A 24,825-nucleotide genomic window follows, 5' to 3' on the forward strand; every position below is an offset into this window, starting at 1 on the left:
CGTGTTCGATAATAGAACTTGTTGTTCAATTAATGAGTACATCGATGCTAAGGTGGGCCGCTCCGGTGCACAAGACCCCGCGGGGAAGGACCGAGTCGTGACGGAAGCCAGGCAAGCGGCCGGGTCGCAGACGTTGTCGCGCGGGCTCACCGCGCTGGAAGTTCTCGCCGAGGCCGACGCGCCGCTGTCGATCGGCGAGCTGGCCTCGCGGCTCGGGCTGCACCGGTCGATCGCCTATCGGATCGTGCGCACCCTCGAGGACCACGGCCTGGTCGTGCGCGGCGCGAACGGCGAGCTGGAGCTGGGCGCGCGGCTGGCGGCGTTGGCGCGCAACGTTTCCCGCGATCTGCAGTCCACTGCGTTGCCCGAGCTGACCGTGCTCGCGAACGAACTGGGCATGACGGCGTTCCTCGCGACGCTCGACGGCGAGGATTCCGTCGTCACACTGGCCAGCGTCGAACCGCGACAGGCGACGGCGGCGGTGGCGCAGCGGCCGGGCAGTCGGCATCCGATCACCGACGGCGCACCGGGTCGCGCGATTTCGCAGCAGCTGCGCGGGGAGAAAGCGCCGTACGAAACCAGCCATGACGAGGTGATCCCCGGGTTGTCGTCGATCGCGGTGCCACTCGCGGTGCCCGGACAGCACCCGGCCGCGCTGGCGGTGGTGTATTTGACCGGTCCGGTCGATGTCTCCGCGATCGGTGCGCGCCTGGCGCAGGCGGCGCAGGTGATCCGGGCCGAGCTGCATCCGTAATGGACGCGGTGGACAGCGGCCGGGCCCGGGAAGCACGATGGCGTCCGTGGTACAGACGACGCGCTTCGCCCGCTTCCCGCTCGGACACTTCCCGACCCCGCTCGAACCGCTGGAGCGGCTCACCGCGCGGCTGCGCGAACGCCATCGGGACGTTCCAGACCTCTGGATCAAACGCGACGACTGCACCGGTTTGGCGACCGGCGGCAACAAGACGCGGAAGCTGGAATTCCTCGTCGGCGACGCGCTCGCGCAGGGTGCCGACACGCTGATCACCCAGGGCGCGACGCAGTCCAACCACGCCCGGCAGACCGCCGCGGCCGCCGCACGCGCCGGGCTGAGCTGCAAGTTGCTGCTGGAACAACGTCAGGTGCGCGACGAGGAGTACGAAAACTCCGGCAACGTGCTGCTCGACGAACTGCTCGGCGCGGAGATCGTGGACCGCGTACCGGCCGGAACCGACATGCCGGCGGCGATGGAGACGGTCGCCGAGAAGCTGCGCGCCGGGGGACGGCGGCCGTACGTGATCCCGGGCGGCGGGTCGAATCCGATCGGTGCGCTCGGGTACGTCCAATGCGCGCTGGAGCTCGATGCCGCGCCGATTCCGGTCGACTGGGTCGTGCACGCGACCGGCAGCACCGGCACGCAGGCCGGGCTCGTCGCCGGATTGCGCGCGGTGCACAGCCCTGCTCGGGTGCTCGGCGTCAGCGTGCGACAGCCGGAAGCGCGGCAGATCGACGCGGTGCACGGGCTCGCCAGCCGGACCGCGGAGCTGATCGGCACCGAGGTTTCCCGCGACGACGTGCTGGTGGACGACCGCTGGGTCGGCGAGGGCTACGGCGTGCCGACGCAGTCGATGGCGGACGCGGTGCGGCTGCTTGCCGAGACCGAAGGGATCCTGCTGGACCCGGTGTACTCGGGAAAGGGGTTCGCCGGTCTGCTCGGCGAGATCGAGGAAGGCCGGTTCGCCGCGACCGACACCGTCGTGTTCGTGCACACCGGCGGCGCCGTGGGGCTGTTCGGCTACCGGTCGACCTTCCAGTGATCGCGGGCATTCTCGGCGGCATGGGCCCGGCGGCGACCGCGGAGTTCTATGCCAAGCTCATCGCGCGCACGGCCGCGGAGCGCGACCAGGACCACCTGCGGGTCGCGATCTGGGCGGATCCCACGGTGCCGGACCGGGTCGCCGCCGTGCTCGACGGGAGCACTGACCCGTATCCGGCTTTGCTTGCCGGGGCGGAAAAACTCCGCGATCTCGGCGCTTCCGTGGTGGCGATTCCTTGCCACACCGCGCATTTCTTCCTGCCGCGGTTGGCTGCGGACAGCGGCGTGCCGTTCGTGGACATGGTCGCGGAGACAGCGAAATTCCTGGCCGGACGCACGGGTCCAGTCGGACTGCTCGGCACTCGCGGGACGATCGCCGCCGGGCTGTACCAGCGGGGAGTGCCCGAGGCGGAGTGGGTGCTGCCGTCCGAGGCCGGGCAGACGGCGGTGGACGCGGCGGTGGCGGCGGTGAAACGCGGCGACCTGGCGGGCGGAGCGGTGCACTTCGATCGGGCGCTCGCGGACGTCGACGCGTCGTTGTCCGTGCTGGCCTGCACGGAACTTCCGCTGGTGGCAAGACAGGCTGCTGGCGTTCTCGATCCGACCGACCTGCTCGCCGACGCGGTGATCCGCAGGTGCGGCGGAAAACCGGTCGACTCCCGGCGGCCCGCCTGACAGAGTCCGAGAATGACTGATCTGCTGACCGCCTCGGACGTGCTTCTCATGCAGGAGCTCGCGCAGCGGGTCACCGCCGTCCGCCAGGACCTCGTCAACAGCGACGCGGCCTACGGCGAACTGGCCTGGAACTGGGGCAAAGGGCATGCCGCGCAAGGCGCGAGCTGGGTCCGCCGGCTGTGGTTCGCCGGCGACGACCTCGTCGCTTGGGGCTGGGCGCAACTGCCCCGGAGCGTGCGGCTCAACGACGGCTCAGTCAAGGACGTCACCGGTGCTTACCTGGCCTATCAAGTCCATCCCGATCACGCCGCGCTGGTCGACGAGGTGATCGACTGGTTCGACGCCACCGCGGACGGCCTCGAACGCACCGTGCTCCCCGGGGCGGCCGACGAGTTCGGCCTGGAACGCTGGGCGGCGCACGGCTACGGCCCCGATCCAGACAGCCTCGGCGACACCGGATCGTGGACGCAGCTGAACGAACGCGACCTCGAGGTGCTCGAAACGCCGGTGCTGCCGGACGGATTCCGCTTCCGCACCGCCGCCGAGGCCGGACCGGAGGCGGCGGTCCAGTCTCATGTGGACGCCTGGGGCGTGACCGCGTATACGCTGGAAAGCTACGAAGGCGTCCGCGCGACCCCGGCGTACCGCGGCGACCTCCACTTCCTGGTCGAAGCACCGGACGGGACGATGGCGGCGTCCACGATCATGTGGCTCGACGAGGCGAACAAGACCGCCGAATTCGAGCCGGTCGGCACCCACCCGGGCTACCGGCGGCTCGGACTGGGCCGCGCGATGCTGCTGCACGGCATGGACCGCGCGCGGGCGGCCGGAGCCACCCACGCGACGGTCGCTTGCCTCGGCGCGCCTGGGCATCCGTCGGCGCGGGGGTTGTATTTCAGCGTGGGGTTCAGCGAGATCTCGCGGGATGTTCCGCTGCTCAAGCCCGCGTGACGCGCGGGTGCACCCGGCAGTTGGTGTGGAGGTACTGCGCCGGGCCGTTCGCGAAATCGTAGATCGCGACTGACTGGGTGTCTTCGAGCGGATCTGTCGGCGGCATCAGGAAAAGCGTCTCGCTCACCGGCAGCAGCTCGTAGCGGACGCGGTCCGGTTTCCTCAGGAACTCCGCCCGCGTCGGGTCGATCGCCAGGGTCAGGCTCAGCTGCCCGGCTTCCGCGGAAACCTCGTATCGCGCGCCGGGCCGCTCGTAGACGCCGACATACCTTTCGAGGTCGAGTTTCAGCTCAGGGTCCGGCGCGGGCAGCGACGGGATAGTGTGCTCGGCCAGGATTTCGGCGAACACGGTGCGGGAGAAGCTTTCCCTGGGCCCGCCGTTGGTGAGCATCGCGACGGCGGTGTTCGATTCCGGCAGGATCCGGAGCCGGGAGTTCTGGCCGACAGTGCTGCCGTCGGTCGCGTAGACGGTTTCGCCGTTCCAATCGCAGACGATGAGACCGAGCGCCCATTCCGGTCCGAACATCAGCGGATCCGGTATCGGCACTCGCGAATTCTTCATTTCCCGGAGGAGTTCCGCCGAGAGCACGCGGTGTCCGTTCGGCGCGACGCCGTCGTTCAGCAGGACGTGGGCCAGCGCGAGGACTTCTCCGATCGTCGACGTGATGCCGCCGCCCGGGCCGAATGCGCGCGGCAGGTAGTCGATCGGGGTCACGATCGGGCCTTCGGCCAGGGACCGGACCAGGTGCCCGGTGGCCTCCCGGGCCTGGTCGGCTTGCTCGGGCCGGGTGTTCGTGCTGGTCAGGCCCATCGGGCGGAAGAGCCGGTCGCGCATGGCGTCGTCCCAGGTCTTCCCGTCCGCCACCTCGAGGACGCGCGCGAGGACGGCGTAACCCAGTGCCGCGCTGTAGCCGTGAGTGTGGCCGAGCGGGAAGACCTGCGGTGCCTCGGCGATGGCGCCGACCATTCGCTCGCAGACGTCGTCGCCCTCGCCGGGGTCGCCGTATGCTTCCTCGATCCCGTTGGTGTGGTTCAGCAATTGCCGCGGCGTGACCTGTGCGGTGGTCATGGGATCGGCGACCGCGAAACCGGGCAAGTACGTGCGGACGGGTCGGTCGAGATCGACCTTCCCCTCGTCGACGAGTTGCAGGAACGCCAGCGCGGTCCAGGTTTTGGTCATGGAGCCGCATTGGTAGACCGTGCCGGTCGTCACCGGTTCCGAGGTTTCGACGTTCTTGACGCCGGCCGCGAACTCGGTGCGTTGCCCGTCTCGGAGGATGCCGATCGCGGCGCTCGGGATCCCGTACTCCGCCAGGAGTTCGGCGAGCCGCGGCGCGTCGAAGGTCATCGGGCCAGACCGACCGCGTTCGCGGCGTCCGCTTCGAAGTATTCCGTCGCGGCGTAAGGACCGGCATGAGCCTCGAAGAACTCGCGGACTCCGTCGACGGTGTCGTGCGCGATCACGTTCACCGCCCTGTTCCCGTCGGTGCTCGCGATCGCCAGCTTCCACTTCGCGCCCTGGGGGAGCTGAGCGTGCGCCTTCTTGAGGCCGCTCCAGAGCTTGCTGTGGTCCGAGACCGTCGATACGGCCAGCACGTGTGTCATGGGTTTTCCTCCCTTTCCGAATAACGAAAAGCTACGTTGCGTTTCATGGTGCGTCAACATTCACGGGGCGAAAATGGCCAGCTCAAGCTTAATTATTGCAATGAGTCTGTGGGTAAATGCAATGACCTGAAATTCGCCGTTGCACTGTACTGTGGACAAATGCACGAGAGGGCGCACTGATGCCGGGGGAGCGGCTGACCCGCGAGGAGCGGCTGCGGATCGAGGCCTGGCTGGCCGAGGGGCTCGGGTACGCGGAGATGGCGCGGCGCCTCGGCAGGCCGACGTCCACGATCAGCCGGGAGGTCGCGCGCAACAGCGTCGTCGGTGTTTACGCCGCGGGCAACGCGCAGGAGACCGCCGGCCGCCGAGCCCGCCTGCGCAAGCCCGCTCGGCCCGCCGAGCCGGTGCACGACGGGTTCCCGTCCGCGTCAGCGCGCGGTTTCGTGGACGAGTTCGCCGGGCTGCTCGCCGCGACCGGCCTGCCGCGGATGACCGCGAGGGTGTTCGCCTGCCTGCTGATCTCCGATGGCCTGACCTCGGCGGACCTCGTGCGGAGGCTGCGGGTCAGCCCGGCGTCGGTGTCCAAATCGGTCGGCCACCTGGAATCCATGGCGCTGGTGCTGCGCCGCCCGGATCCAGGCGGCCGTCGCGAGCGGTACGCGGTCGACGACGGCGCCTGGCTCCGGGCGTGGCAGGCCGACACCGCGGCGCACGGCCGGATCGCCTCCGCCGCACGGCGGGGCATCGAGCTTTTCGGCCCCGGCACCCCGGCCGGCGCCCGGCTCGGTGAGATGAGCCGATTCTTCGGACGGCTCAGCGAGCAGATGGGCGACAGCGGCCTCGCGGAAGCGGTCGGGTACGACGCCTTGACCGTGGTCGCCGCGCTGGTGCAGGCCGCTCGCCCGCTCGGCCTGGACGCCTTGTCCGCCGCGCTCGGCTGGCCGCGGGACCGGACGAGGGCCGCCGCGGAGGCGCTCCGGCGCCGCCCGGTGATCGCGGACCCGCTCGTTGTGCGGGTGACCGGAGACCAGACGTATCGCTTGGCCGTGCGGGCGGATCGGCTCAGCCCGGCACAGCGCGAGGCGCTCGAAAAATAAGCCTGGCCGCTGGCAGCTCAGGTTGTCCCATCCGCATCGCCCCGAACTTCGCCGACGTCCGGACCGCGTCGAAGCCGTAGCCGATCATCGCCGTTTCGTACTCCCGCAGCGCTGGGAGGGGATCGGTACCGGCCTCGGCGAGCTTCGCGGCGAGCAGTTCGGCGTCGCGCAACGCGGTGTTCGCGCCGACGCCGACCGCTGGGCTCATTGCGTGGATCGCGTCGCCGAGCAGGGTCACTGGGGTGGTCGGCCAGGGCTCGATCGGCACGCTGGTGCGCATGAAGATGGGGAACAGCGTCTCGGGATCGGCGAGGGACAAGAGCTCGCTCGCTTTCGGATTCCACTTGCGGGTCAAGGAAACCGTCATGTTCCGCAGCTGGCGGCCGGTCGCGGCGCGGAGTTCGTCGTCGGAGTACGGCAGCAGTTCGGTACGGGCGGCCAGCAGGCACATCACGTAGTCGCTGGTGTCGGTGAGGCCCGGCAGCGGTGCGGGACGCCGGGCGTGGACCGGGGCGATTCCGACGTGCTGGTTGTCCGGACCGACGAGCCCGCTGTAGATCCCGAACCACTCATCGGGGATCAGTTCGGCGGTCTCGCGGGTGAGCGGGAAGCGGCCGTACATGATGCGGATACCGGTGTCGACCACGCGTGCGTGCGGCAGATATTGCCTCCGCAGCACCGAATTCACGCCATCCGCGGCGACCAAGACGTCAGCGGAGGCAGTGGATCCGTCGGCGAAGGTGGCGGTGACGGTGTCGTCCACGTGGCAGCCGGTGCACTCGCGGCCGAACTCGACGACGTCCTCGAGGCCGTGCAGGAGGATCTCGCGCAGTGTGAGCCGGTTGATCGAGACATTCCGCTCGACCGGCTCGGCTGGCTGCGTCCCGTTGAGGAAGCTGGTCCGCGACGGCGTCGAACTGGCATCCCACACCGCCTGGCTGAGCCGCGCGGGGAGCAGCCGGTCGAGCGCGTCGAGACCGTTCGAGTCGATCCGCAGGCGGTACCCCTGCAAGCGGCCAACCGCCGAGGTATCGCGCTCGCAGACCGTGACGGCAACCCCGGCGCGACGCAATCCCTGGGCGAGTGCGAGCCCGCCGACGCCGGCGCCGATGATCAGGACGCGAAGTTTTCCAGGCACAGCGAATTCCCCTTCCGGACACGGAGCAAGGGGACGTGCTGGACGCACCGGAGGGGTGCGAGTACGAGCGCTGCGCGCCGCCCGGACTACCTACCGGGCTGTGGCTTTCGACGTCCTCCGGTCACCATAGCTTTTTCCGGAAGCGGATTGTCAAGGCCCGATTTCCGCTTAGGCTGGGTGCCATGTGCGCGACCGGGCCGGAGATCCGCGGGATCCGGGTGGAACTGCTGACCTCCCCGGACTGCCCGAACGCGGAGGCGGCCCGATCGGTCGTCGCGGGCTGCCTCGCCGAGAGCGGTCTCGACACGACGCTCGTCGAGCGCGTCGGCCGGTACCGCTCGCCGACGATCCTGGTCGACGGGGTCGACGTGATGGGGACGCCCGGTTCGGTCGCGGGGGACGCTTGCCGGCTCGACGTGCCTACTCGGGAGCGGGTGCTGGCCGCGTTGGCTTCGAAGCGCGGCTGAATCAGCGCCGCGACACGGTAAAAGCCTCACCGGAAACCGCTGTTCCCCGCGAGTTGTGCCCGGGATGCCGGTGCCGGTGACGCCGCTCTGGTCTACATTACAGATGTAATGTAGCTTGAACCCCGAGCGAAGCCGAGGAGGTGCGGATGAGCCGGTCCGGAACCGCGGACGAGGCGACCGGGATGAAGCTCGCCCTGCGCCGGGCGGCCGTCGGCGTGGTCGCTTCCGACGGCCTGCGCGGGCTCACCTACCGGGCGGTCGCCCGGGCGGCGGGCTGCACCACCGGCGCGGTCCAGCACCACTTCTCCTCGATCGACGACCTCCTCCAGTCCTCTTTGGACCTCGTGCTGGAGGAAAGCGCGGAGAACGGCCTGATCGGCGCCCGCACCGGCGTCTACGCGGACGGTCCCGAGGTGCGCCAGCGGTTCCGGGACAGTGCGGACCTGCAAGTGTTCCAGTATCAGCTGGTCGTGGAATCGGCGCGGCGGCCCGAATTGCGGCCGATCGTCCGGCGGCTCTACGACGGCTATCTCGCCGCGGTCGGCACGGAACTGTCGGCCGGCGGCGGGCTGGCCCAGCTCGTCTTCTACGCCCTCGACGGAATGTTCCTGCACCAGGTGGCGGACCCGGACGTCGATCCGGGCCCGGCGCTCGAAGCCCTGCGCGGCCTGCTCGCCGCCGCGGCTCGCCCGGAAGACAGCTGAACACGGCACCCTCCGGCCCGCCTGGCGTCGGTCCGTGAGGGGAACCCTGAGGGACTCAGAGTCCCTCAGGGTTCCCCTCACGGACCCGCGCCGCCGGAGCTGGAGTGGTGCCGTTTTTATTGTGCGACAAGGATTTTCGCAATATTTTCGGTGTTGACTTAATCAACACCTAGGGGTCAGACTCGGCGCATCCCGAATCCGCCGACCCGAAAGGCGTACCGATGCCCGACACCGCCGCCGCGACCTTGCTGATCGACGGCCGCTGGCAGTCCGCCCCGGCGACGTTCGACGTCGTCGACCCCGCGAGCCTCGCCGTCCTCGGCCAGGCCGCCGACGCGGGGCCCGAGCAGGCGCGGGACGCACTGGCCGCCGCCGCGCGGGCCGCCCGGGGCTGGGCGGACACCGACCCGGAGACCCGCAGCGGCCACCTCCGCGCCGCGGCCGCCGGAATCCGGGCGCGGCAAGGCGAACTCGCCGCGTTGCTCAGCCGCGAGAACGGAAAACCGCTCGCCGAGGCGAACGGCGAACTGGCCGGAGCCGCCCGGATGCTGGAGTGGGCCGCCGAGGAGGGCCGTCGCGCGTACGGGCGGGTCACCCCGGCGAACGCGGCCGGTCCGGGGCTCGTGCTGCGCGCGCCGGTCGGCCCGGTGCTCGCGATCACGCCGTGGAACTTCCCGGCCAGCATGCTGATCCGCAAGGTCGGGCTCGCACTCGCGGCGGGCTGCCCGGTCATCGCGAAACCGGCCGAGCAGACCCCGCTGATCGCCACCGCGCTGCTGGAAATCGTGCAGGACACGGGATTGCCGAACGGTGTCCTGCAGTCGCTGACCACTACCCGGCCCGCCGAACTCGTCGGCGCGCTGCTGGCCGACCGCCGCCTGCGCAAGGTCAGCTTCACCGGCTCCACCGAGGTCGGACTGGGCCTGCTGCGCCAGACCGGCGACATCCTCCGCCGCACGTCGCTCGAAATGGGCGGACATTCGCCGGCCATCGTGTTCGAGGACGCCGACCTCGAAGCCGCCGCGGCGGGCGTCGTCACCGGGAAGTTCTTCAACGCCGGGCAGAGCTGCACGGCGGTGAACCGGCTGTACGTCCACGAAAGCGTCCGCGACGACCTGCTTTCCTTGATCGAAAAGAAAACCGCCGCGCTGAAGGTCGGCCGGGGCGACGCCGAGGACACCAACATCGGACCGCTGATCGACGAGGCCGGGCTGGCGAAGGTGGAAAACCAGGTCGCGGACGCGGTCGGCAAGGGCGCGCGCGTGCTCGTCGGCGGCAACCGCTGGACGGATTCCGCGCTGCCGGGCCATTTCTTCGAGCCCACCGTGCTGGCCGACGTCACCCCGGACATGCTCATCAGCCACGAGGAAACGTTCGGCCCGGTGCTCGCGGTGGCCACGTTCCGCACCGACGACGAAGCCGTCGAACTGGCCAATGCCACCGACTACGGCCTCGCCGCCTACGTGTTCGGTACCGATCTGCGCCGCATCTGGCGCACCCTCGACCGGCTCGACTTCGGCGTGTTCGGCGTCAACGACCCGGCGCCCGTGCGTCCGGAACTTCCGTTCGGCGGCCAGAAAAACTCCGGCCAGGAACGCGAAGGCGGGGCCGAAGGCATCGACGCCTACACCGAGACCAAAGCCGTCGCTCTGCGGTTCTGAACCGCTCCCCGAAAGGAATCCGCATTGACCACCGCTGACCTCGCCGCCGCCGACCAGCGCACCCTCATCCATCCGCACACCGTCATCGGCGCCCCGGCCGAACCGCTCGTCCTCGACCGCGGCGAGGGCGCGCTGCTCTGGGACACCGACGGCAACCAGTACCTCGACGGCACCTGCGGGCTGTGGCAGTGCCCGGTCGGCCACGGCCGCGCCGAACTCGCCGACGTCGCCGCCGAGCAGATCCGCAGGCTGGAGTTCTACTCGTCCTTCGGCGACTACTCCAACGCCCCGTCGATCCGCCTCGCCGAACGCCTGCTGTCGCTCGCCCCGGCCGGGCTGGAACGCGTTTTCCTCACCAACGGCGGGTCGGAGGGCAACGAAACCGCGATCAAACTCGCCCGCCTCGCCTTCCACCACGCCGGTTCACCCGAGCGCACGGTGGTGCTGGCGCGGCACGGCGGTTACCACGGCATGGGCGGCGCGTCGCTGGCCGCGACCGGGATCGAGGGCCTGCGCGCCGGGTACGGCCCGCTGCTGCCGGACGTCGAATGGCTCGGCAAACCGCACGGCCTCGAACACGGTCCCCATGCGACAGATCTTCTCGTGGCAGAGCTGGAAAAGCGGATCGAGGAAATCGGCGCGCACCGGATCGCCGCGTTCATCGGGGAGCCGGTGCTCGGCGTCGGCGGAATGGTGCCGCCGCCGGAGGACTACTGGCCGCGGGTGCGGGAAGTGCTGCGGCGACACGGGATTCTCCTGATCATGGACGAGATCGTGACCGCGTTCGGCCGCACCGGGCATTGGTTCGGCAGCGAGCACTTCGGCGTCGAACCGGACATGATCGTCACCGCGAAGGGGCTCACCAGCGGGTACATTCCGATGGGTGCGGTCCTCATCGGACGCAGCGTGCTCGAACTCGCCGAAGGCGCGACGTTCCTGCACGGTTTCACCTACAACGGCCACCCGGTCGGCTCCGCGGTCGCGCTGGCGAACCTGGACATCATCGAAAAGGAGAACCTGCTCGAACGCGCCACTGTCCTCGGCGCCCGGCTGCGCGCGCGGCTTGACCCGCTCGCCGAGCTGCCGCACGTGCGCGAGGTCCGCGGCGTCGGCCTGATGCTCGGCATCGAGTTCGCCGACCAGCCCACCGCGCCGGTGCAGGCGGGCTGCCGCGCGGACGGCGTGGTGGTCCGCGCGTCCGGGACCAGCATCGTGCTGTCCCCGCCGCTGGTGATCACCGAGGACCAGATCGACACCTTGGCCGACGTGCTGTGCAAGCACGTCGCGGCCGCGGCGAGCTGAACGGAGGAGCCATGAGACGCCGGATACCGACGCTGCTGTCCGCCGCGCTTCTGCTCACCACTGCCGGCTGCGCGATTTCCGAGGGCGGCCCGAACTCGCTCGTGTTCGCCTCCTACGGCCAAGGCGCGTACCAGGCGGGCCAGCGCGACGCGTGGCTCGACCCGTACGAGAAGCAGACCGGGACCACGGTCACCATCGACGGCCCGTCGAGCAACGCCAAGCTCAAGGCGATGGTCGAGGCGGGGAAGGTGACCTGGGACGTCGTCGACACCGACGCGTCCGCTGCCGCCGCGGTGTGCGGGAGCCTGCTCGAACCCGTCGACATGGGCCCGCAGGCCGCCGGGTTCCCGGAGGGCTCGCTCACCGATTGCGGGGTGCCGGACGCCTTCTTCGGCATGATGCTGATGTACGACTCCAAGGTCTACGGCCAGCATCCGCCGACGAAACTCGCGGATTTCTTCGACCCGAAGCAGTTCCCCGGCCGCCGCATCATCTACGGCGGCGACCCGAGCGTCGGCACCATCGAGGCCGCGTTGCTGGCTGACGGCGTGCCGCGCGACAAGCTGTATCCGCTCGACATGCGCCGCGCGCTGCGGATGTACGACCGGATCCGGCCGCAGCTGTCCATCACCAGCACGTACGGCGACCAGCAGCAACGGATGGCCGGCGGGCAGGCGGACATGGCGCTGATCGTCAGCGCGCGGGCGTTTTCGCTGCTCAAGGCCGGGGCGGCGAACTGGAAGGTGGTGCCGGGCATCCCGGTTCCGGTGACCTGGGACGTACTGGTGGTGCCGAAGGGGACGGCACGCGCCGAGGAGGCGAAGAAGCTCATCCGCTTCGCCTCGCAACCGGCGCAAGCGGCGGACTTCGCCGCGCGGGCGGGCGTGGGACCGGCCAACACGGCCGCCCCCGCCGCCCGCTCGGAGATCGGCCGCCAGCTCGACATCTGGGGCGAGGGCAAGGAGGACTTGCGAGTGCTCAGCAACGTGCGTTATTGGGCGGCGAACCGGCCCGCGCTGGTGAAGGCGTGGTCGGATTGGACGACCGGATGACCGCCGTGGCGACCCGGCCCCCGGCTTTGCCGCAGGCCGGGCCTGAGAAGCGGCGGACTTCGTGGCTGCTGCTTCCCGCGGCGGCGGTGGTGCTGGTGTTCTTCTTCTACCCGCTCGCCGTGATTTTGTGGCGCAGCTTCACCGAGCCGTCGTTCGGCGTGGGCAATTACCTGGCGGTGCTCGGCGACGAGGTGCAGATCCGCGTGCTGCTGCGGACTTTGCGGACCGCGCTGATCATCACCGCGGCCACGCTCGTCATCGCGTATCCCTACGCCTACGCGATGACGCTCGTCGGCCGTCGCGCCCGGGCGGTGCTGACGCTGCTGGTCCTGATGCCGTTCTGGACCAGCCTGATGGCGCGCAACTTCGCCTGGTACGTGCTCGAACAGCGCGGCGGCGTCATCGAGAAGGCGCTGTCGGCGATCGGCGTCGACGGGGTGGTGCTGCTGGGTTCGGTGGCCGGCGTGACGGTCGCGATGGTGCAGGTGATGCTGCCGTTCATGGTGCTGCCGCTGCAAAGTTCGATGCTCAGCATCGACCGCAGCCTGCTGCACGCGGCGGGCAGCCTCGGCGCGCGGCGTCCGGTGGCGTTCCTCCGGGTCTACGTGCCGCTGTCGATGCCGGGCGTGCTGGCCGGGGTTTCGGTGGTGTTCATCATGTCGCTGGGCTTCTACATCACCCCGGCGCTGCTCGGCACGCCGCAGCAGGCGCTCGTCGCGCAGGTGATCGGCACCCAGGTCAACGACCTGCTCGACTTCGCGGGCGCCGGTGCGCTCGGGACGATCCTGCTGGTCGTCACGCTCGCCGTGCTCGCCGTGCTCAGCCGCGTGGCCGCGCCGCTGGGCACCAGTGCGGCCGGAGGTGCCGGCCGTGGCTGACAATCCGTCCATCAGCAGGGCCGCCGCGGTGCGGCGGCGGAGCCTCGGCTGGGGCCTGCGCGTATGGGTCGTCCTCGTCGCGTTCGTGCTCGTCGCGCCGACGCTCGTGGTGATCCCGATGAGTTTCGGCGCGGGCTCGACGTTCGAGTTCCCGCCGAAGGACTGGTCGTGGCACTGGTACGCGGAGTTCTTCACCAGCAAGCAATGGCTGGCCGCGCTGGCGAACTCGGTCCAGGTCGGGGTGCTCGCGGCGGCGCTGGCGACCGTGCTCGGCGTGGCGGCCGCGCTCGCGCTCGACCGGATGCGCCGGGGCCGCGGAGTCGTCCGGCAGCTGCTGATGGCTCCGATGATCCTGCCCGGCATCGTCGTCGCGGTCGCGATCTACGGGGTGTTCCTGCGCTGGCAGCTGAACGGCACGATGCTCGGTTTCGTGCTGGCGCACGCGGTGCTGGGACTGCCGTTCGTGCTCACGTCGGTGCGGACCAGCCTCGCCGGGTACGACCCGATCATGGAGAAAGCCGCGGCCAGCCTCGGCGCTCCCCGGTTCACGACCCTGCGCAAGGTCGTGCTCCCGATCATCGCGCCCGGGGTGCTGTCCGGCTTCGTGTTCGCCTTCGCCACGTCCTTTGACGAGGTTGTGGTCGCGTTGTTCCTGCAGACGCCCGCGATCAAGACGCTGCCGGTGAAGATGTACGAATCGATCGTGCTGGAAATCGACCCGACGATCGCCGCCGCGTCGAGCCTGATCGTCGTGTTCACCACCATTCTGCTGTTCGTCCCCGCCGTTTTGCGCCGAAAAGAGCAATCATGACTGACGGAATCGCGACCGCCCATGTGACGAAGGCGTACCCCGGGGTCGACCGGCCCGCCGTGGACGACGTCTCGCTGCACATCGCCGACGGCGAGTTCATGACCTTCCTCGGCCCGTCCGGTTCGGGCAAGACGACGATGTTGTCGATGATCGCCGGGTTCACGCCGCTGACGGCGGGTTCGATCACGGTGGACGGTCACGAGATCTCGCGGCTCAAACCGCACCGGCGGAACCTCGGCGTGGTTTTCCAGCAGTACGCGCTGTTTCCGCACATGTCGGTGGCGCGCAATGTCGCTTTTGGACTGACACAGCGCAAGGTGCCGAAGGCCGAGATCTCGCGTCGGGTGGACGAGGTGCTGGAACTGGTCGGGCTGTCGGCGGTGCGGGATCGGTTGCCGCGCCAGCTTTCCGGCGGCCAGCAGCAGCGCGTCGCTCTCGCGCGTGCAGTGGTGTACGAACCGCGTGCGTTGCTGATGGACGAGCCGCTGGGTGCGTTGGACAAGAAGCTGCGCGATCAGTTGCAGCGGGAAATCGCGCGGATGCACCGGGAATTGGGGATGACGTTTCTCTTCGTGACGCATGATCAGCAGGAGGCGCTCACGTTGTCGGACCGTATCGCGGTGTTCAACGACGGCCGGATCGAGCAGGTCGGCACACCGGAGGAATTGTACGAGCGGCCGGAGACGTTGTTCGTCGCGCAGTTCATCGGGGAGTCCAACGCGTTGTCGCTGACGCCAGGGGAGGTGACGATCGTGCGGCCGGAACGGTTGACGCTCCATACTTCCGCAGATCCCGTCCCAAGTGGACACCAGCGGGCGAGCGCGCAGGTGACTGACATCGTGTACGTCGGCGATCACACGCGGATCTGGTTGCGGTATTCCGACGGTGCGCGCGGTTGTGCGGTGGTGTCGGCGGGGGTCGCGCACGAGCACCGGCCGGGGGACGAGGTGATCGTGGCCTGGCATCCGGAGCATCAGGCCGTGGTGCCGAGCGGCGGCGTTCCGGAATTGGCGGCGGTATGACCGAGGAATTGCTGCTGCGCGGCGGAGTGGTCCGGACTTTCGATCCGGTGGTCGGGACCGCTTCCGCAGTGCTGGTTTCGGATGGCCGGATCGCCGCGGTCGGCGACGACAAGACGGTTTCCGCCGCGGCTTCGCCGGACGCGCGGGTGATCGAACTGGCTGGCCGGACTGTCCTTCCTGGACTGAACGACGCCCATCTGCACCTGGCCTTCCATGCCGCCGCCGGTCCGGAGTTCTGTGTGGACCTTTCCGCTGTCTCTTCTTTGGACTCAGTGGCTCTTGCGCTGGCCGACGCGCCGCCGGGGGAGTGGATCGTCGGCCGAGGCTGGCGGGAGACGACGATCGCCGAGTTCGCGGACGGCCGTGCGGTGCCGACCCGAGCCTGGCTCGACAGCGTGACCGGTGCACAGCCGACGGTGTTGCATCACGCGTCGTCACACGAGGTGTGGGCGAACAGCGCGGCGCTTCAGCGGGCAGGAATCACCGCGTCGACGCCGGATCCGGAAGCCGGGGAGATCGTGCGGGACTCCTCCGGCGAGCCGACCGGGATACTGGTGGAGAGCGCGCAGGAACTGGTCGCCTCGCTGGTGCCGCAGCCGAGCCGTTCCGTCCGGCTGGACGCGATCGTGCGCGGCATGGAACGGCTGAACGCCCTCGGGATGACCAGCGTGACCGACCCGATCGTCCCGCCTGAGCTGTGGCAGGACTACCGGGACCTGCACGCCGCCGGCCGCCTGCGGATGCGGATCACCGCACTGCTGCACTGGAACTGGCCGTCGCCGACGACGTCCGCCGCCTCGCTGGCGCAACTGCTGGACGAGACGGACTTCGCCGTCGGGGACGACCTGCTGCGGATCGGCGGCATCAAACTGTTCGCCGACGGAGTGCCGACGCACTGCACCGCGTGGATGCACTCGCCGTACCCGTCGGGCGAGCACGGAAGCCTGGTGACCTTCGGCCCCGACGACGCCGCGCGGGTGCGGGAACTGCACGAACTGATCCTGGTCGCCCACGTGCGCCGGGTAAGGGTGCAGGTCCACGTGACCGGAGACCGGGCCGCGGACGCGGTTGTCGACGCGATCGAAGCGGCTCAGGCGGCTGACCCGTGGCCAGAGGCACGACACGCCCTGATCCACGGCACCTTCTTGTCCGATGCGGTGCTCTCCCGTCTGGCGCGATCCGGCATCGGCGTGATCACCAGCTCGCTGATGCGGACCTACAGCGGCCCGTCGATGGTCCGCGTACTGGGCGAGTCCCGGTGGGCCGACGCTTTCCCCGCGCGAGCTTTGCTGGACCACGGCGTGGTGGTCGCCGACAGCTCGGACGCACCGGTGACCGTCCCGGACTGGCGCCGAGGCGTCGCGACCTTCACCGGCTCACCCGGGCCGAACGCGTACTCTCTCGTGGCCGATCCGCTGACCAGGGAGGAAGCGCTGCGGCTGTGGACGACCGGCCCGGCCTGGCTCGAACACGCGGAGGCTTTCAAGGGCACGCTCAGTGTCGGCTCCCTCGCCGACCTCGCGGTTTTCGCCCACGATCCGGTCACCGCTGCGGACGAGGAGTTGCTGAGCGTACGGTCGGAATTGACCGTGCTCGGAGGACGTGTAGTGGCAGGGTGAGGGTTCGTGTACAGCAGCAATACCGACGCCGATCGCGGCGCTTTCGTGTGGATGGTGAAGAACGCCGTCGTCCCGCGCCCGATCGCGTGGGTGAGCACGGTGGACGGCGCTGGCGTGCGGAATCTCGCGCCGTTCAGCTACTTCGCCCCGCTGACGATGGACCCGCCGACGGTGGTCTTCTCGATTTCGGATACGCCGAAGGACACTCTGACCAACATCTCGGCGCACGGCGAGTTCGCGATCACGATCGCGCTGAGCGGCCAGGAAGAACTCGTCGCGCACACTGCGTCCACAGTGGACTCCTCGGTGGACGAGGCGACGCAGGTCGGTCTGTCGTGGGCGCCCGGGGTGCGGATCGCCGTCCCGCACCCCGCCGGGGCAGGCCCCAGCCTGGAGTGCACGCTGGTGAAGATCGAGGAATTCAGGGGCTCGCATTTGGTGTTCGGCGAGGTGGTCGGGGTGGCGGTGGACGACCGGCTGCTCCGCGCGGACGGACGGCTGGACCAGGACGTGTACCGCCCGGTGGGCCGGATGGGAGGCGCGACGTTCACCCGGGTCGACAACTGGGTGCGGGTGCCGATTCCCGCTCCGGAGGAGTTTCTCGCCGGGGATCAGCACTCCGACTTGGGCAGGTAGCCCCGCCTTGTCCAGGTCCGTGAGGGGCTCTGAGGCCCCAAGCCAGGGATTTAAGCTGCACAGCCCAGGCCGCCGACCGTCCACAAAGGACGTCGGTGCCGCCGGAATGCCTGATTTGTGACCAGGTGGCCGTTTGCTGAAGTCCGTGAGGGGAACCCTGAGGGACTCTGAGTCCCTCAGGGTTCCCCTCACGGACGCCTGGTCCGGCTCAAGTCCTTCGACCTGGGCAAACCGCACCTGCAGCGCCGCCTTAAGCCACTGGCATCGGGGCAGCGGTCCGTGAAGGGCTCCTTGAGGGAATCAGATTCCCTCAAGGAGCCCTTCACGGACCTTAAGGCCCGGCCACATGGTGGCAAATCGGGCATTGCGGCACGGTTTGCGTCCTTTGTGGATGGTCAGTAGGCCGGGGCCTCGGAGCGTGAGTTCCCGGCATTGAATCTGAGTCCTCGGGGACCGCAAAGCCAGCCACGCCGCCTCGGCCCGTATTCTCGGTCCGGTCCGTACCTGAGCTGGGAGGTTCCCGTGGCCGACGCAACCCTCTCCGGGGTCCTCGCCCGCCTGGCGGAGCTTGACGACCCCAAAATCCGGGCCGTCAACGAGAACCACGGCGACGACCACAGCGTCAACCTCGGCAAACTCCGTGCCCTCGCGAAAGAACTCAAAGCGCAGCCCGACCTCGCCCGCGAACTCTGGCAGACCGGCGACACCAACGCCCGCCTGCTCGCCCTCCTCGTCGCCAGGCCGAAGCAGTTCGACCGCGACGAGCTAGACGCCATGCTGCGCGAGGCGGGCAAACCCAAGGTCCAGGACTGGCTCCTCGCGAACATCGTCAAGAAAAGCCGCTGCGCCGAGGAACTCCGCGTGGCCTGGTTCGACGACCCCGACCCGGTGGTGGCGAGCGCGGGCTGGGCGCTGACCGTCGACCGGGTCGCCAAGAAGCCCGACGGGCTGGACCTTCCCGGGCTCCTCGACGTCATCGAAACCGAGATGAAAGCCGCCCCGGAGCGGTTGCAGTGGGCGATGAACCACTGTCTCGCGCAGATCGGCATCGAGAACCCCGGCCTGCGCGCCCGTGCGATCGGCATCGGGGAGCGGCTGGGAGTGCTCGAGGACTACCCGACGCCGCCGAACTGCACCTCGCCGTACGCGCCGGTGTGGATCGCGGAGATGGTCAAGCGGCAGGCTTAGCGAAAACCCCGATGAACACCATGCTCGAAGCCAAAAACGGTCCCGCGGCCAGCACTGCCAGCCACTGATCCCCGACTGCCCGGTCCAGCTGACCCGCGCGCACCGCGCGTTCGGTGTTCCGGCTCAGCCCGAGAATCTTGTCCGCTGCCTCGAAATCGCGGAACACTGGTGCGGCAACCGAAACGTCGAGCACCTCGAATCCCGCTCCTAAAGCCAACCGTGGCAAGGAACGGCCGATGGTCGCGTTCCGGACCATCGTCGAGCACACAAACCGGTTGAACGCGCGGTTCGTCGGCAGCTCCCCGGGATCGACCACCAGACTGTCCCAATCCGGCTCGGCCACGCACGCCAGCCCGCCCGGACGCAGTACTCGGTGCAGCTCACCGAAAACCGCGGCGGGATCGGCGACGTGCTGCACCATCCGGTCCGCCCGCGCCCGGTCGACGCTCGACTCGGCCAGCGGCAGCGCGTGCGCGTCGCCCAGCCGGACCGAGATCTGCGGCGTCCCCGAGACCCGCCGGCCCGCCTCCTCGACCATCGCCGGTTCCGTGTCCACGCCGAGGACCGCGCCCGACGGACCCACCGCTTCGGCCATGGCGGGCAGATCGGTGCCGGGGCCGCAGCCGACGTCCAGCACGGTCAGGCCGGGCCGCAGGTCGAGCGCGGCCAGCACTTGCCGTTTGTAATCGCGCCCGGCCTCGGCGACTTGGGCGTAGTAGTCGATTTTGTCCGGTCGCGGAACGCCGAAAGTCATGTTTCGAGTGAACCAGAGGCCTCGGCGAGTGCGATGAAGCTGCTCCAATCCGGATCGGACAAGCCGAGATGCGCACCGGCTTCGGCGAGGGACGAAGCCGCGGAATCGAGGAACCAGGACGCGGTCAGCACCATGCTCGCCGCGACCGCGGGAGCGCGGCGGACGCCCTCGGGGGTGAGGTCCTGTGCGTTGAGCGTGTGGACGGCGGAGTCGAGCAGCCGGGCAACGAGACTGTAGGCGTTGGCCGCCTCAGTGGTGCGCGTGAGCGCCCGGAAACGGGGACGGGCGGCTTCGACGAGCGCCGGGGTCAGCAGGGTGCGCAGCCGCGGCCATTCCGCCGCCATGTGCTCGCCCAGCCACCCGGACAGCCGCTGGTACCGCGCGGCGGCCTGCTCGAACCGGCCTCGCAGGGCGATGAGTTCCGCCGGCTCGGAGTCGCCTTCCAGGAAAAGGATGCCGGTCGTCGCGACCACCGCCGGGTCGTTGAGGTCGACACATCCGACGGCCCCGTGCGCGGGATCGAGCCGCTCGGGGGCCGGACTGTCCGACCACCGGGCGGCCAGCAGCTTCAAGGCGTTGGAATCGCGCCGCCAGGCCGCGGCCTCCTCGAGCTTGAGCACCGAGTGGTAGCGCTCGTGCTCGCGGTGATCACGCGCCACCCGCACGTATCCGGCCAGTTCCGCAGGCGACGGACCGGGAACTTCGACAGTCATGTCTTCGAGTCAACCAGAAAACGCCTCAGTCCAACGCCAGTGCTTCCCGGAGGCCTCCGACATTGTCCAGCAACTCAGCCACCCCAGGACGACTCGCGGACGCGGCCGGATGCGCGAACCGGACCTCCACCTTCCACTCGCCGAGCGAGAGCGGCAACCGCCGCACCGTGCCCCGTTCGACCGCCCGTGCGGCGGCGAAATGCGGGACCACCGCGACATAATCGTCGTCCTCGGCGAGGTGCAGCGCGGTCCCCGGCAGGCCGATCGTGTGCACCGGCCGGTCCGCGGGCCGTTCCGGGTGTTCGAACGCCGCGGCGAGCGATTCCGCGCCGACGCCCCAGCGGTAGACGAGCACCGGACTGTCGGCGAGATCGCCGAACCGCAGCCGGGACCGCGCCGCCAGCGGATGGCCGGGACGGCAGACCGCGACGATGCCGGACCGTCCGATCCGGACTGAACGGAGGTCGTCCCCAGTCGGGCGCGACAGCAGGAAACCGGCGTGCGCGCTGCCGTCGCGCAGTCGTTGCAGAACCTCGTCGCTGTGCGCGACCCGGCAGTGCACCGCGACCGGCCGGCCCGCCAACACCGCCAGCACCGGCGGGAACACCGACGAACCGAGGCTGGCCGGCGCGGCGAGCACGAGCCGTTGCGACCGTTCGGCGCCGACCTCGGCGACGGCCTCGTCCAGCAGCCGCAGACAGCGTCGCGCGTACTCGGCGAGCTGTGCACCGGCCGTGGTCAGCACGCTGCCCCGCGCGCCGCGCTCGAACAGCTGGACACCGAGCCTGCGCTCCACCGCGGCGAGCCGATTGCTCACCGACGGAGCGGAAAGCTGCAGCTCAGCGGCCGCGGCGGAGAAGCTGCCGAGCCGGGCGGCGGCGTCGAGCACCACCAGGTCGGTCGTTTCGACGGGCACTTGAGCCATAGCCTCAGCTTAAGGCCAGCCGTAACGAATGTCCGGCTACCGCAATGCTCGCCGGTCCGTCACGGTGGACCGATGAACGAGGCAAGCAGAACTTCGGGCAACGACGCCGCGACAGTTTCCGCTGCGGCCGACCACCGGTTGCGGCGGGCGCTGGGCACGCCTTCGCTCGCGATGCTGACATTTTCCAGCGTGATCGGGTCGGGGTGGCTGCTCTCGCCCTACACCGTCGCGCGCGAGGCCGGGCCCGCCGCCCTGCTGACCTGGGTGATCGGCGGCGGGGCGACGCTGCTGGTCTGCCTGGTGTTCATCGACCTGGCGTTCCGCAACCCGATGTCGGGCGGCAACGTCCGCTGGCCGCGGATGGCGTCCGGGCCGCTGGTCGGCACCGCGGTGAGCTGGGCGATCCTGCTGCAGGCGGTGTTCGCCGGGCCGAGCGAATCGACCGCGGTGGCGCAGTATCTCGGCCGGTGGCTGCCCGGACTGCTCGGCGAGGACACCCTGAGCTGGGAAGGCCGGCTCTTCGCCGCAGCGCTGCTCCTGGTGTTCTGCTCGGCCAGCTTCTTCGGCGTCGTCTTCATCACGCGGCTCAACAACGTCGTCACCACGGTCAAGCTGATCGTCCCGGCCGCCACCGTGATCCTGCTGCTCGCCAGCGGTTTCGACTCGAACAACTACGCACTCGGCGGCGGTTTCGCGCCGTACGGCATCTCGTCGGCGCTGATGGCCGTGGTCGGCGGCGGTGTGGTCTACGCCTTCACCGGCATCAACGGCGCGGCGGTGATGTCCGGCGAAGCCCGCGACCCGCGCAAGTCCGTGCCGCGCGCGACGCTGATCGTCCTGGCCGGATCGGTGTTGCTGTACCTGGGATTGCAGGTCGCGATGATCTACACGCCGCCGGCCGGGCTGCTCGGTTCCGGCTGGCGAGGGATGAACCTGACGTCGCCGCTCGCGCAGCTGGCCGGTCTCCTCGGCATGGGCTGGCTGTCCGCGGTGCTGGTCGCGGACGCGGTGTTCTCCCCGTCCGGCAGCCTGCTGATGGGCACCTCGATCAAGGCCCGCTACACCTACGGCGCCGCGCAGAACGGCTTGCTGCCGCGCCTGTTCACCCGCGTCAGCGGCCGCTGGGGCGTGCCGTGGGCGGCGCTCGCGTTCAACGCGCTGATCGGCGCGACGGTGATTCTCAGCTTCGGGAGCTGGGAGTCGATTGTCAGCTCACTGAGCTTCTTCTACGGCCTCAGCTACGCCGTGGTGTCGGTCGCCGCGACGATCCTGTACCGCACCGAAGACGGCGAAGGCTGGCTCGGCCGGTGGGCGACCCCGGTCGGCGCGGCGTCCTTTGTGGTGTCCGGCCTGATCCTGTACTGGTCCGGCTGGGCGAAGATGCGGATCGCGCTGCCGCTGCTGCTCGTCGGGTTCGTTATCTACCTGATCCGCCGCGCGACCCGATCCGGCCGCTCGAATACCCCGGTGCTGCAAGGGGTTTGGCTGATCGGCTGGCTGCTCGTGCTCGGCGCGCTGTCCGCTTTCGGTTCCTTCAAAGGCGCCGGGACGATCGCGGCGCCGTACGACTCGCTCGCCGCGGGCGTGGTCAGCGCGGCCACCTGGTGGCTCGCACACCGGTCCGGCGTGCGGTACCGGATCGCGGAACAGACAGAATCCTCGGCGCGGCCCCAAGTTTTGCCCGCCCAGTGAAAGGGAGAAGAAACCAGATGACCGACACGCACGACCCCGGCTTCGCCTGGGACCTGGCGAAGTCCCGCGAGCGGCGCACGAAACGCTGGTCGGTGTACGGGCCGGACGTGCTCGACCTGACCGTCGCCGAAATGGACCTGCCGATCGCCGAGCCGATCCTGACGGTGCTGCGCGACGCGATCGAACGGCAGACCTTCGGCTACCCCATTCCGGCCGCGCGGTCGGGGCTGCCGGAAACGACCGCGAAGTGGCTCACCGAAACGCACGGGCTGACCGTCGATCCCGGCGAGATCCGGCTTCTGCCGGAGCTGATGAAAGGCATCACCAACGCGCTGCGCGAGTTCACCGCGCCGGGCTCCGCGGTGATCGTGCCGACGCCGACGTACCGGAGTTTCTTCGGCGCCGTCTCGCTGGCTGACCGGGAAGCGGTGCAGGTCCCGCTGCTGGACGGCCATCGGCTCGACTACGACCGCATCGACGCCGCCTTCGCCGCCGGTGCGGGGAGCCTCCTGCTGTGCCACCCGGCGAATCCGGTCGGCCGGATCTTCTCGCCCGCCGAATTGCGGCAACTTGCCGAGATCGCCGAACGCCACGGCGGCCGGGTGATCAGCGACGAGGTGCACGCGCCACTGCGCTACGGCGTGGATTTCGTGCCGTACGCCGCGGTCAGCGAGGCGGCTCGGCGGCAAGCGGTCACGCTGTTCAGCGCCTCGAAGGCGTGGAACATCGCCGGATTGCGCTGCGGTTTCGTCGCGCTGACCAATCCGGACGACGTCGTCCGCTGGGACCGGCTGCCGGGTGCGGCCAGCGGGGGCATCAGTCCACTCGGGATGGTCGCGTCCGCCGCCGCGTTCGAGCACGGCGCGCCGTGGCTGGAGCGCGCGCTCGCCTTCCTGGACGCCAACCGTCGCCGGTTGGCCGATCAGTTCGCCGACGCGGGCATGCCTGAGGTCTATCACCCAGCCGATGCGACCTATCTGGCGTGGCTGGACCTGCGACGGCTGGGCTTGGCCGATCCCGCGCGGTTGCTGCGGGAGAAGGCCGGTGTCGCGGTGACCGCGGGGCCGGACCACGGGACGAGCGGTGCCGGGTTCGTGCGGCTGAACTACGCCACGCAGCCGGACGTTCTGGCCGACGCGGCCGCGCGGATCATCCAAGTGCTGGAATGATCCACATGACCGTCCTCACCGAAGACCGCGCCCGGTACTGGCTGGACCGCTGGGACCGGCAGCAAGAGCACTACATGCCCGACCGCGAGGAACGGTTCGCGGTGCTCGGCGATGTGCTGGACGAGCTGATCCCGCGCCCGGACCCGCTGGTCGTCGACCTGGGCACCGGTCCGGGTTCGCTCGCGACGCGGCTGGCGGCGCGGTTCCCCGGTGCGCGGGTGGTCGGAGTGGACGCTGATCCGCTGCTGCTCGGTCTCGCCGATCTCGCCCGCGGCAGCGCTCGGTTCCGCACTGTCACGGCCGATCTGCGTCAGCGTGGGTGGTACGAGGCGCTCGGGCTTGACCGCGCGCCCGACGCGTTCGTCAGCACGACCGCGCTGCATTGGATGAACCGCCTGCCGCTGCGTGATCTGCTGGCGGTGTGCGGCGAAGTCCTTGCTCCCGGCGGGGTCTTCGTCAACGGCGACCACCTCTATGAGGGCGATGCCGGACCTCGGCTGGACACCCTGAACCGCGCGCTGACCCAGCGGCGCGCGGCTCGGGCCGGGGTCGCGCGCGACGAGGACTGGGCGGCTTGGTGGCAGGCCGTCGAGGCGGCCCCGGAGCTGGCCGGGTTGGTCGCGGAGCGGGCTGGCGGGTTTGCACATGAGGTGACTGATCGGCCGTCTGTGCATGATTACCTGGCCTTTTTGCGGGAGGCGGGGTTCGTCGAGGCGGGGGCGGTGTGGCAGGTGGGGGATGATCGGATCGTCGTGGGGATTCGTTGAGTTGGGGTGCGGTCGGCTGGTGTTGTGAGCGGGTGGGGTTCGTCGAGGCCGGGACCGTGCGGCAGGCGGGCGACGATCGCCGCGTTGTCGGGATCCGCTGAATCCCGGCGTGCGGTTCGCGCTTCGGCGGCTCGGCGTCGCTCGGCCGGGCCGCCGGATCCGATTTTCGACATCGGGCACGACCGGGCCGTCGATTCCGTCTGG

General features: G+C 69.7%; 25 protein-coding genes. 19 read left to right on the top strand and 6 right to left on the bottom strand.

Annotated elements, in window-relative coordinates; all coding sequences use genetic code 11:
• Nucleotides 1-97 precede the first annotated feature (97 nt).
• The 4 genes from ACFORO_RS07275 to ACFORO_RS07290 are packed head-to-tail and all read left to right on the top strand — an operon-like array spanning nucleotide 98 to nucleotide 3,421.
• Nucleotides 98-754, top strand: a complete 657-nt coding sequence (locus tag ACFORO_RS07275; protein ID WP_377870576.1) for an IclR family transcriptional regulator — start codon at nucleotides 98-100, stop codon at nucleotides 752-754.
• Between the two features lie 37 nt (nucleotides 755-791).
• Nucleotides 792-1,796, top strand: a complete 1,005-nt coding sequence (locus ACFORO_RS07280) for a D-cysteine desulfhydrase (RefSeq protein ID WP_377870577.1) — start codon at nucleotides 792-794, stop codon at nucleotides 1,794-1,796.
• Nucleotides 1,793-2,470, top strand: coding sequence for an aspartate/glutamate racemase family protein (locus ACFORO_RS07285; RefSeq protein WP_377870578.1), 678 nt, complete (start codon nucleotides 1,793-1,795; stop codon nucleotides 2,468-2,470). Before ACFORO_RS07280 ends, ACFORO_RS07285 begins: the two co-directional genes overlap by 4 nt.
• Nucleotides 2,471-2,482: 12 nt before the next feature.
• A complete protein-coding gene (locus ACFORO_RS07290) occupies nucleotides 2,483-3,421 on the top strand; it encodes a GNAT family N-acetyltransferase (protein ID WP_377870579.1) in 939 nt (312 codons plus the stop codon).
• Here the strand turns inward: ACFORO_RS07290 and ACFORO_RS07295 are convergent.
• Entirely contained in the window at nucleotides 3,408-4,769 is a 1,362-nt protein-coding gene (locus tag ACFORO_RS07295; RefSeq protein ID WP_377870580.1) for a serine hydrolase, read from the bottom strand. The genes ACFORO_RS07290 and ACFORO_RS07295 overlap by 14 nt on opposite strands.
• Nucleotides 4,766-5,026, bottom strand: coding sequence for a hypothetical protein (locus ACFORO_RS07300; protein ID WP_377870581.1), 261 nt, complete (start codon nucleotides 5,024-5,026; stop codon nucleotides 4,766-4,768). Before ACFORO_RS07300 ends, ACFORO_RS07295 begins: the two co-directional genes overlap by 4 nt.
• A gap of 179 nt (nucleotides 5,027-5,205) precedes the next feature.
• Between ACFORO_RS07300 and ACFORO_RS07305 the strand changes: the two genes are divergently transcribed.
• Entirely contained in the window at nucleotides 5,206-6,123 is a 918-nt protein-coding gene (locus tag ACFORO_RS07305) for a GbsR/MarR family transcriptional regulator (protein ID WP_377870582.1), read from the top strand.
• Here ACFORO_RS07305 and ACFORO_RS07310 read toward each other — a convergent pair.
• Nucleotides 6,089-7,261 carry an FAD-dependent oxidoreductase gene (locus ACFORO_RS07310; RefSeq protein WP_377870583.1) on the bottom strand — a complete coding sequence of 391 codons (1,173 nt, stop codon included), beginning with the start codon at nucleotides 7,259-7,261 and terminating at the stop codon, nucleotides 6,089-6,091. The genes ACFORO_RS07305 and ACFORO_RS07310 overlap by 35 nt on opposite strands.
• Before the next feature lie 182 nt (nucleotides 7,262-7,443).
• Between ACFORO_RS07310 and ACFORO_RS07315 the strand changes: the two genes are divergently transcribed.
• The 11 genes from ACFORO_RS07315 to ACFORO_RS07365 all read left to right on the top strand — a co-directional run bounded on the left by ACFORO_RS07315 (nucleotide 7,444) and on the right by ACFORO_RS07365 (nucleotide 18,601).
• Nucleotides 7,444-7,728, top strand: coding sequence for an alkylmercury lyase (locus ACFORO_RS07315; protein WP_377870584.1), 285 nt, complete (start codon nucleotides 7,444-7,446; stop codon nucleotides 7,726-7,728).
• A 146-nt stretch (nucleotides 7,729-7,874) separates the two neighbouring features.
• On the top strand, nucleotides 7,875-8,432 hold the full coding sequence (locus ACFORO_RS07320; RefSeq protein ID WP_377870585.1) for a TetR/AcrR family transcriptional regulator: 558 nt from the start codon (nucleotides 7,875-7,877) through the stop codon (nucleotides 8,430-8,432).
• 221 nt (nucleotides 8,433-8,653) lie between these two features.
• Nucleotides 8,654-10,093 carry an aldehyde dehydrogenase family protein gene (locus ACFORO_RS07325; protein WP_377870586.1) on the top strand — a complete coding sequence of 480 codons (1,440 nt, stop codon included), beginning with the start codon at nucleotides 8,654-8,656 and terminating at the stop codon, nucleotides 10,091-10,093.
• Between the two features lie 24 nt (nucleotides 10,094-10,117).
• Nucleotides 10,118-11,395 carry an aminotransferase family protein gene (locus tag ACFORO_RS07330; RefSeq protein ID WP_377870587.1) on the top strand — a complete coding sequence of 426 codons (1,278 nt, stop codon included), beginning with the start codon at nucleotides 10,118-10,120 and terminating at the stop codon, nucleotides 11,393-11,395.
• A gap of 11 nt (nucleotides 11,396-11,406) precedes the next feature.
• Nucleotides 11,407-12,447 (top strand): extracellular solute-binding protein, encoded by a 1,041-nt coding sequence (locus ACFORO_RS07335; RefSeq protein WP_377870588.1) that lies wholly within the window; start codon nucleotides 11,407-11,409, stop codon nucleotides 12,445-12,447.
• Complete coding sequence (locus tag ACFORO_RS07340; RefSeq protein ID WP_377870615.1) at nucleotides 12,444-13,325, top strand: ABC transporter permease; 882 nt, start codon at nucleotides 12,444-12,446, stop codon at nucleotides 13,323-13,325. Before ACFORO_RS07335 ends, ACFORO_RS07340 begins: the two co-directional genes overlap by 4 nt.
• Nucleotides 13,318-14,136 carry an ABC transporter permease gene (locus ACFORO_RS07345; RefSeq protein ID WP_377870589.1) on the top strand — a complete coding sequence of 273 codons (819 nt, stop codon included), beginning with the start codon at nucleotides 13,318-13,320 and terminating at the stop codon, nucleotides 14,134-14,136. The genes ACFORO_RS07340 and ACFORO_RS07345 overlap by 8 nt, the downstream gene beginning before the upstream one ends.
• Entirely contained in the window at nucleotides 14,133-15,158 is a 1,026-nt protein-coding gene (locus tag ACFORO_RS07350) for an ABC transporter ATP-binding protein (RefSeq protein ID WP_377870590.1), read from the top strand. Before ACFORO_RS07345 ends, ACFORO_RS07350 begins: the two co-directional genes overlap by 4 nt.
• Nucleotides 15,155-16,777, top strand: a complete 1,623-nt coding sequence (locus tag ACFORO_RS07355; protein WP_377870591.1) for an amidohydrolase — start codon at nucleotides 15,155-15,157, stop codon at nucleotides 16,775-16,777. The genes ACFORO_RS07350 and ACFORO_RS07355 overlap by 4 nt, the downstream gene beginning before the upstream one ends.
• A 6-nt stretch (nucleotides 16,778-16,783) precedes the next feature.
• Nucleotides 16,784-17,413 carry a flavin reductase family protein gene (locus tag ACFORO_RS07360; protein ID WP_377870592.1) on the top strand — a complete coding sequence of 210 codons (630 nt, stop codon included), beginning with the start codon at nucleotides 16,784-16,786 and terminating at the stop codon, nucleotides 17,411-17,413.
• 522 nt (nucleotides 17,414-17,935) lie between these two features.
• Nucleotides 17,936-18,601 carry a DNA alkylation repair protein gene (locus ACFORO_RS07365; protein ID WP_377870593.1) on the top strand — a complete coding sequence of 222 codons (666 nt, stop codon included), beginning with the start codon at nucleotides 17,936-17,938 and terminating at the stop codon, nucleotides 18,599-18,601.
• Here ACFORO_RS07365 and ACFORO_RS07370 read toward each other — a convergent pair.
• From ACFORO_RS07370 to ACFORO_RS07380, 3 genes are read right to left on the bottom strand one after another with little or no spacing between them, the layout of a single operon-like run.
• Nucleotides 18,585-19,355, bottom strand: a complete 771-nt coding sequence (locus ACFORO_RS07370; protein ID WP_377870594.1) for a methyltransferase domain-containing protein — start codon at nucleotides 19,353-19,355, stop codon at nucleotides 18,585-18,587. The two genes, ACFORO_RS07365 and ACFORO_RS07370, sit on opposite strands and share 17 nt — an antisense overlap.
• The gene (locus tag ACFORO_RS07375) at nucleotides 19,352-20,068 is read right to left on the bottom strand and encodes a hypothetical protein (RefSeq protein WP_377870595.1); all 717 of its coding nucleotides are present in this window, start codon (nucleotides 20,066-20,068) and stop codon (nucleotides 19,352-19,354) included. Before ACFORO_RS07375 ends, ACFORO_RS07370 begins: the two co-directional genes overlap by 4 nt.
• Nucleotides 20,069-20,093: 25 nt before the next feature.
• On the bottom strand, nucleotides 20,094-20,993 hold the full coding sequence (locus ACFORO_RS07380) for a LysR family transcriptional regulator (protein WP_377870596.1): 900 nt from the start codon (nucleotides 20,991-20,993) through the stop codon (nucleotides 20,094-20,096).
• 72 nt (nucleotides 20,994-21,065) lie between these two features.
• On the opposite strand from ACFORO_RS07380, the gene ACFORO_RS07385 reads away from it, so the two are divergent.
• The 3 genes from ACFORO_RS07385 to ACFORO_RS07395 are packed head-to-tail and all read left to right on the top strand — an operon-like array spanning nucleotide 21,066 to nucleotide 24,621.
• Nucleotides 21,066-22,685, top strand: coding sequence for an APC family permease (locus tag ACFORO_RS07385; RefSeq protein WP_377870597.1), 1,620 nt, complete (start codon nucleotides 21,066-21,068; stop codon nucleotides 22,683-22,685).
• A gap of 17 nt (nucleotides 22,686-22,702) precedes the next feature.
• Nucleotides 22,703-23,854: a MalY/PatB family protein gene (locus tag ACFORO_RS07390; protein WP_377870598.1), complete on the top strand. Its 1,152-nt coding sequence runs from the start codon at nucleotides 22,703-22,705 to the stop codon at nucleotides 23,852-23,854.
• Between the two features lie 5 nt (nucleotides 23,855-23,859).
• Nucleotides 23,860-24,621 (top strand): class I SAM-dependent methyltransferase, encoded by a 762-nt coding sequence (locus ACFORO_RS07395; RefSeq protein ID WP_377870599.1) that lies wholly within the window; start codon nucleotides 23,860-23,862, stop codon nucleotides 24,619-24,621.
• Nucleotides 24,622-24,825: the final 204 nt, after the last annotated feature.

This window comes from Amycolatopsis halotolerans (genome assembly GCF_042647905.1).
GTDB lineage: Bacteria > Actinomycetota > Actinomycetes > Mycobacteriales > Pseudonocardiaceae > Amycolatopsis > Amycolatopsis halotolerans.

Bases quoted from the DNA above. Each gene is read 5' to 3' on its own strand.
- ACFORO_RS07335 (WP_377870588.1), top strand. From the start codon at position 11,407: ATGAGACGCCGGATACCGACGCTGCTGTCCGCCGCGCTTCTGCTCACC.
- ACFORO_RS07390 (WP_377870598.1), top strand. From the start codon at position 22,703: ATGACCGACACGCACGACCCCGGCTTCGCCTGGGACCTGGCGAAGTCC.
- ACFORO_RS07325 (WP_377870586.1), top strand. From the start codon at position 8,654: ATGCCCGACACCGCCGCCGCGACCTTGCTGATCGACGGCCGCTGGCAG.
- ACFORO_RS07375 (WP_377870595.1), bottom strand. From the start codon at position 20,068: ATGACTGTCGAAGTTCCCGGTCCGTCGCCTGCGGAACTGGCCGGATAC.
- ACFORO_RS07355 (WP_377870591.1), top strand. From the start codon at position 15,155: ATGACCGAGGAATTGCTGCTGCGCGGCGGAGTGGTCCGGACTTTCGAT.
- ACFORO_RS07280 (WP_377870577.1), top strand. From the start codon at position 792: ATGGCGTCCGTGGTACAGACGACGCGCTTCGCCCGCTTCCCGCTCGGA.
- ACFORO_RS07395 (WP_377870599.1), top strand. From the start codon at position 23,860: ATGACCGTCCTCACCGAAGACCGCGCCCGGTACTGGCTGGACCGCTGG.
- ACFORO_RS07295 (WP_377870580.1), bottom strand. From the start codon at position 4,769: ATGACCTTCGACGCGCCGCGGCTCGCCGAACTCCTGGCGGAGTACGGG.
- ACFORO_RS07340 (WP_377870615.1), top strand. From the start codon at position 12,444: ATGACCGCCGTGGCGACCCGGCCCCCGGCTTTGCCGCAGGCCGGGCCT.
- ACFORO_RS07315 (WP_377870584.1), top strand. From the start codon at position 7,444: ATGTGCGCGACCGGGCCGGAGATCCGCGGGATCCGGGTGGAACTGCTG.
- ACFORO_RS07350 (WP_377870590.1), top strand. From the start codon at position 14,133: ATGACTGACGGAATCGCGACCGCCCATGTGACGAAGGCGTACCCCGGG.
- ACFORO_RS07300 (WP_377870581.1), bottom strand. From the start codon at position 5,026: ATGACACACGTGCTGGCCGTATCGACGGTCTCGGACCACAGCAAGCTC.
- ACFORO_RS07320 (WP_377870585.1), top strand. From the start codon at position 7,875: ATGAGCCGGTCCGGAACCGCGGACGAGGCGACCGGGATGAAGCTCGCC.
- ACFORO_RS07385 (WP_377870597.1), top strand. From the start codon at position 21,066: ATGAACGAGGCAAGCAGAACTTCGGGCAACGACGCCGCGACAGTTTCC.
- ACFORO_RS07305 (WP_377870582.1), top strand. From the start codon at position 5,206: ATGCCGGGGGAGCGGCTGACCCGCGAGGAGCGGCTGCGGATCGAGGCC.
- ACFORO_RS07380 (WP_377870596.1), bottom strand. From the start codon at position 20,993: ATGGCTCAAGTGCCCGTCGAAACGACCGACCTGGTGGTGCTCGACGCC.
- ACFORO_RS07370 (WP_377870594.1), bottom strand. From the start codon at position 19,355: ATGACTTTCGGCGTTCCGCGACCGGACAAAATCGACTACTACGCCCAA.
- ACFORO_RS07290 (WP_377870579.1), top strand. From the start codon at position 2,483: ATGACTGATCTGCTGACCGCCTCGGACGTGCTTCTCATGCAGGAGCTC.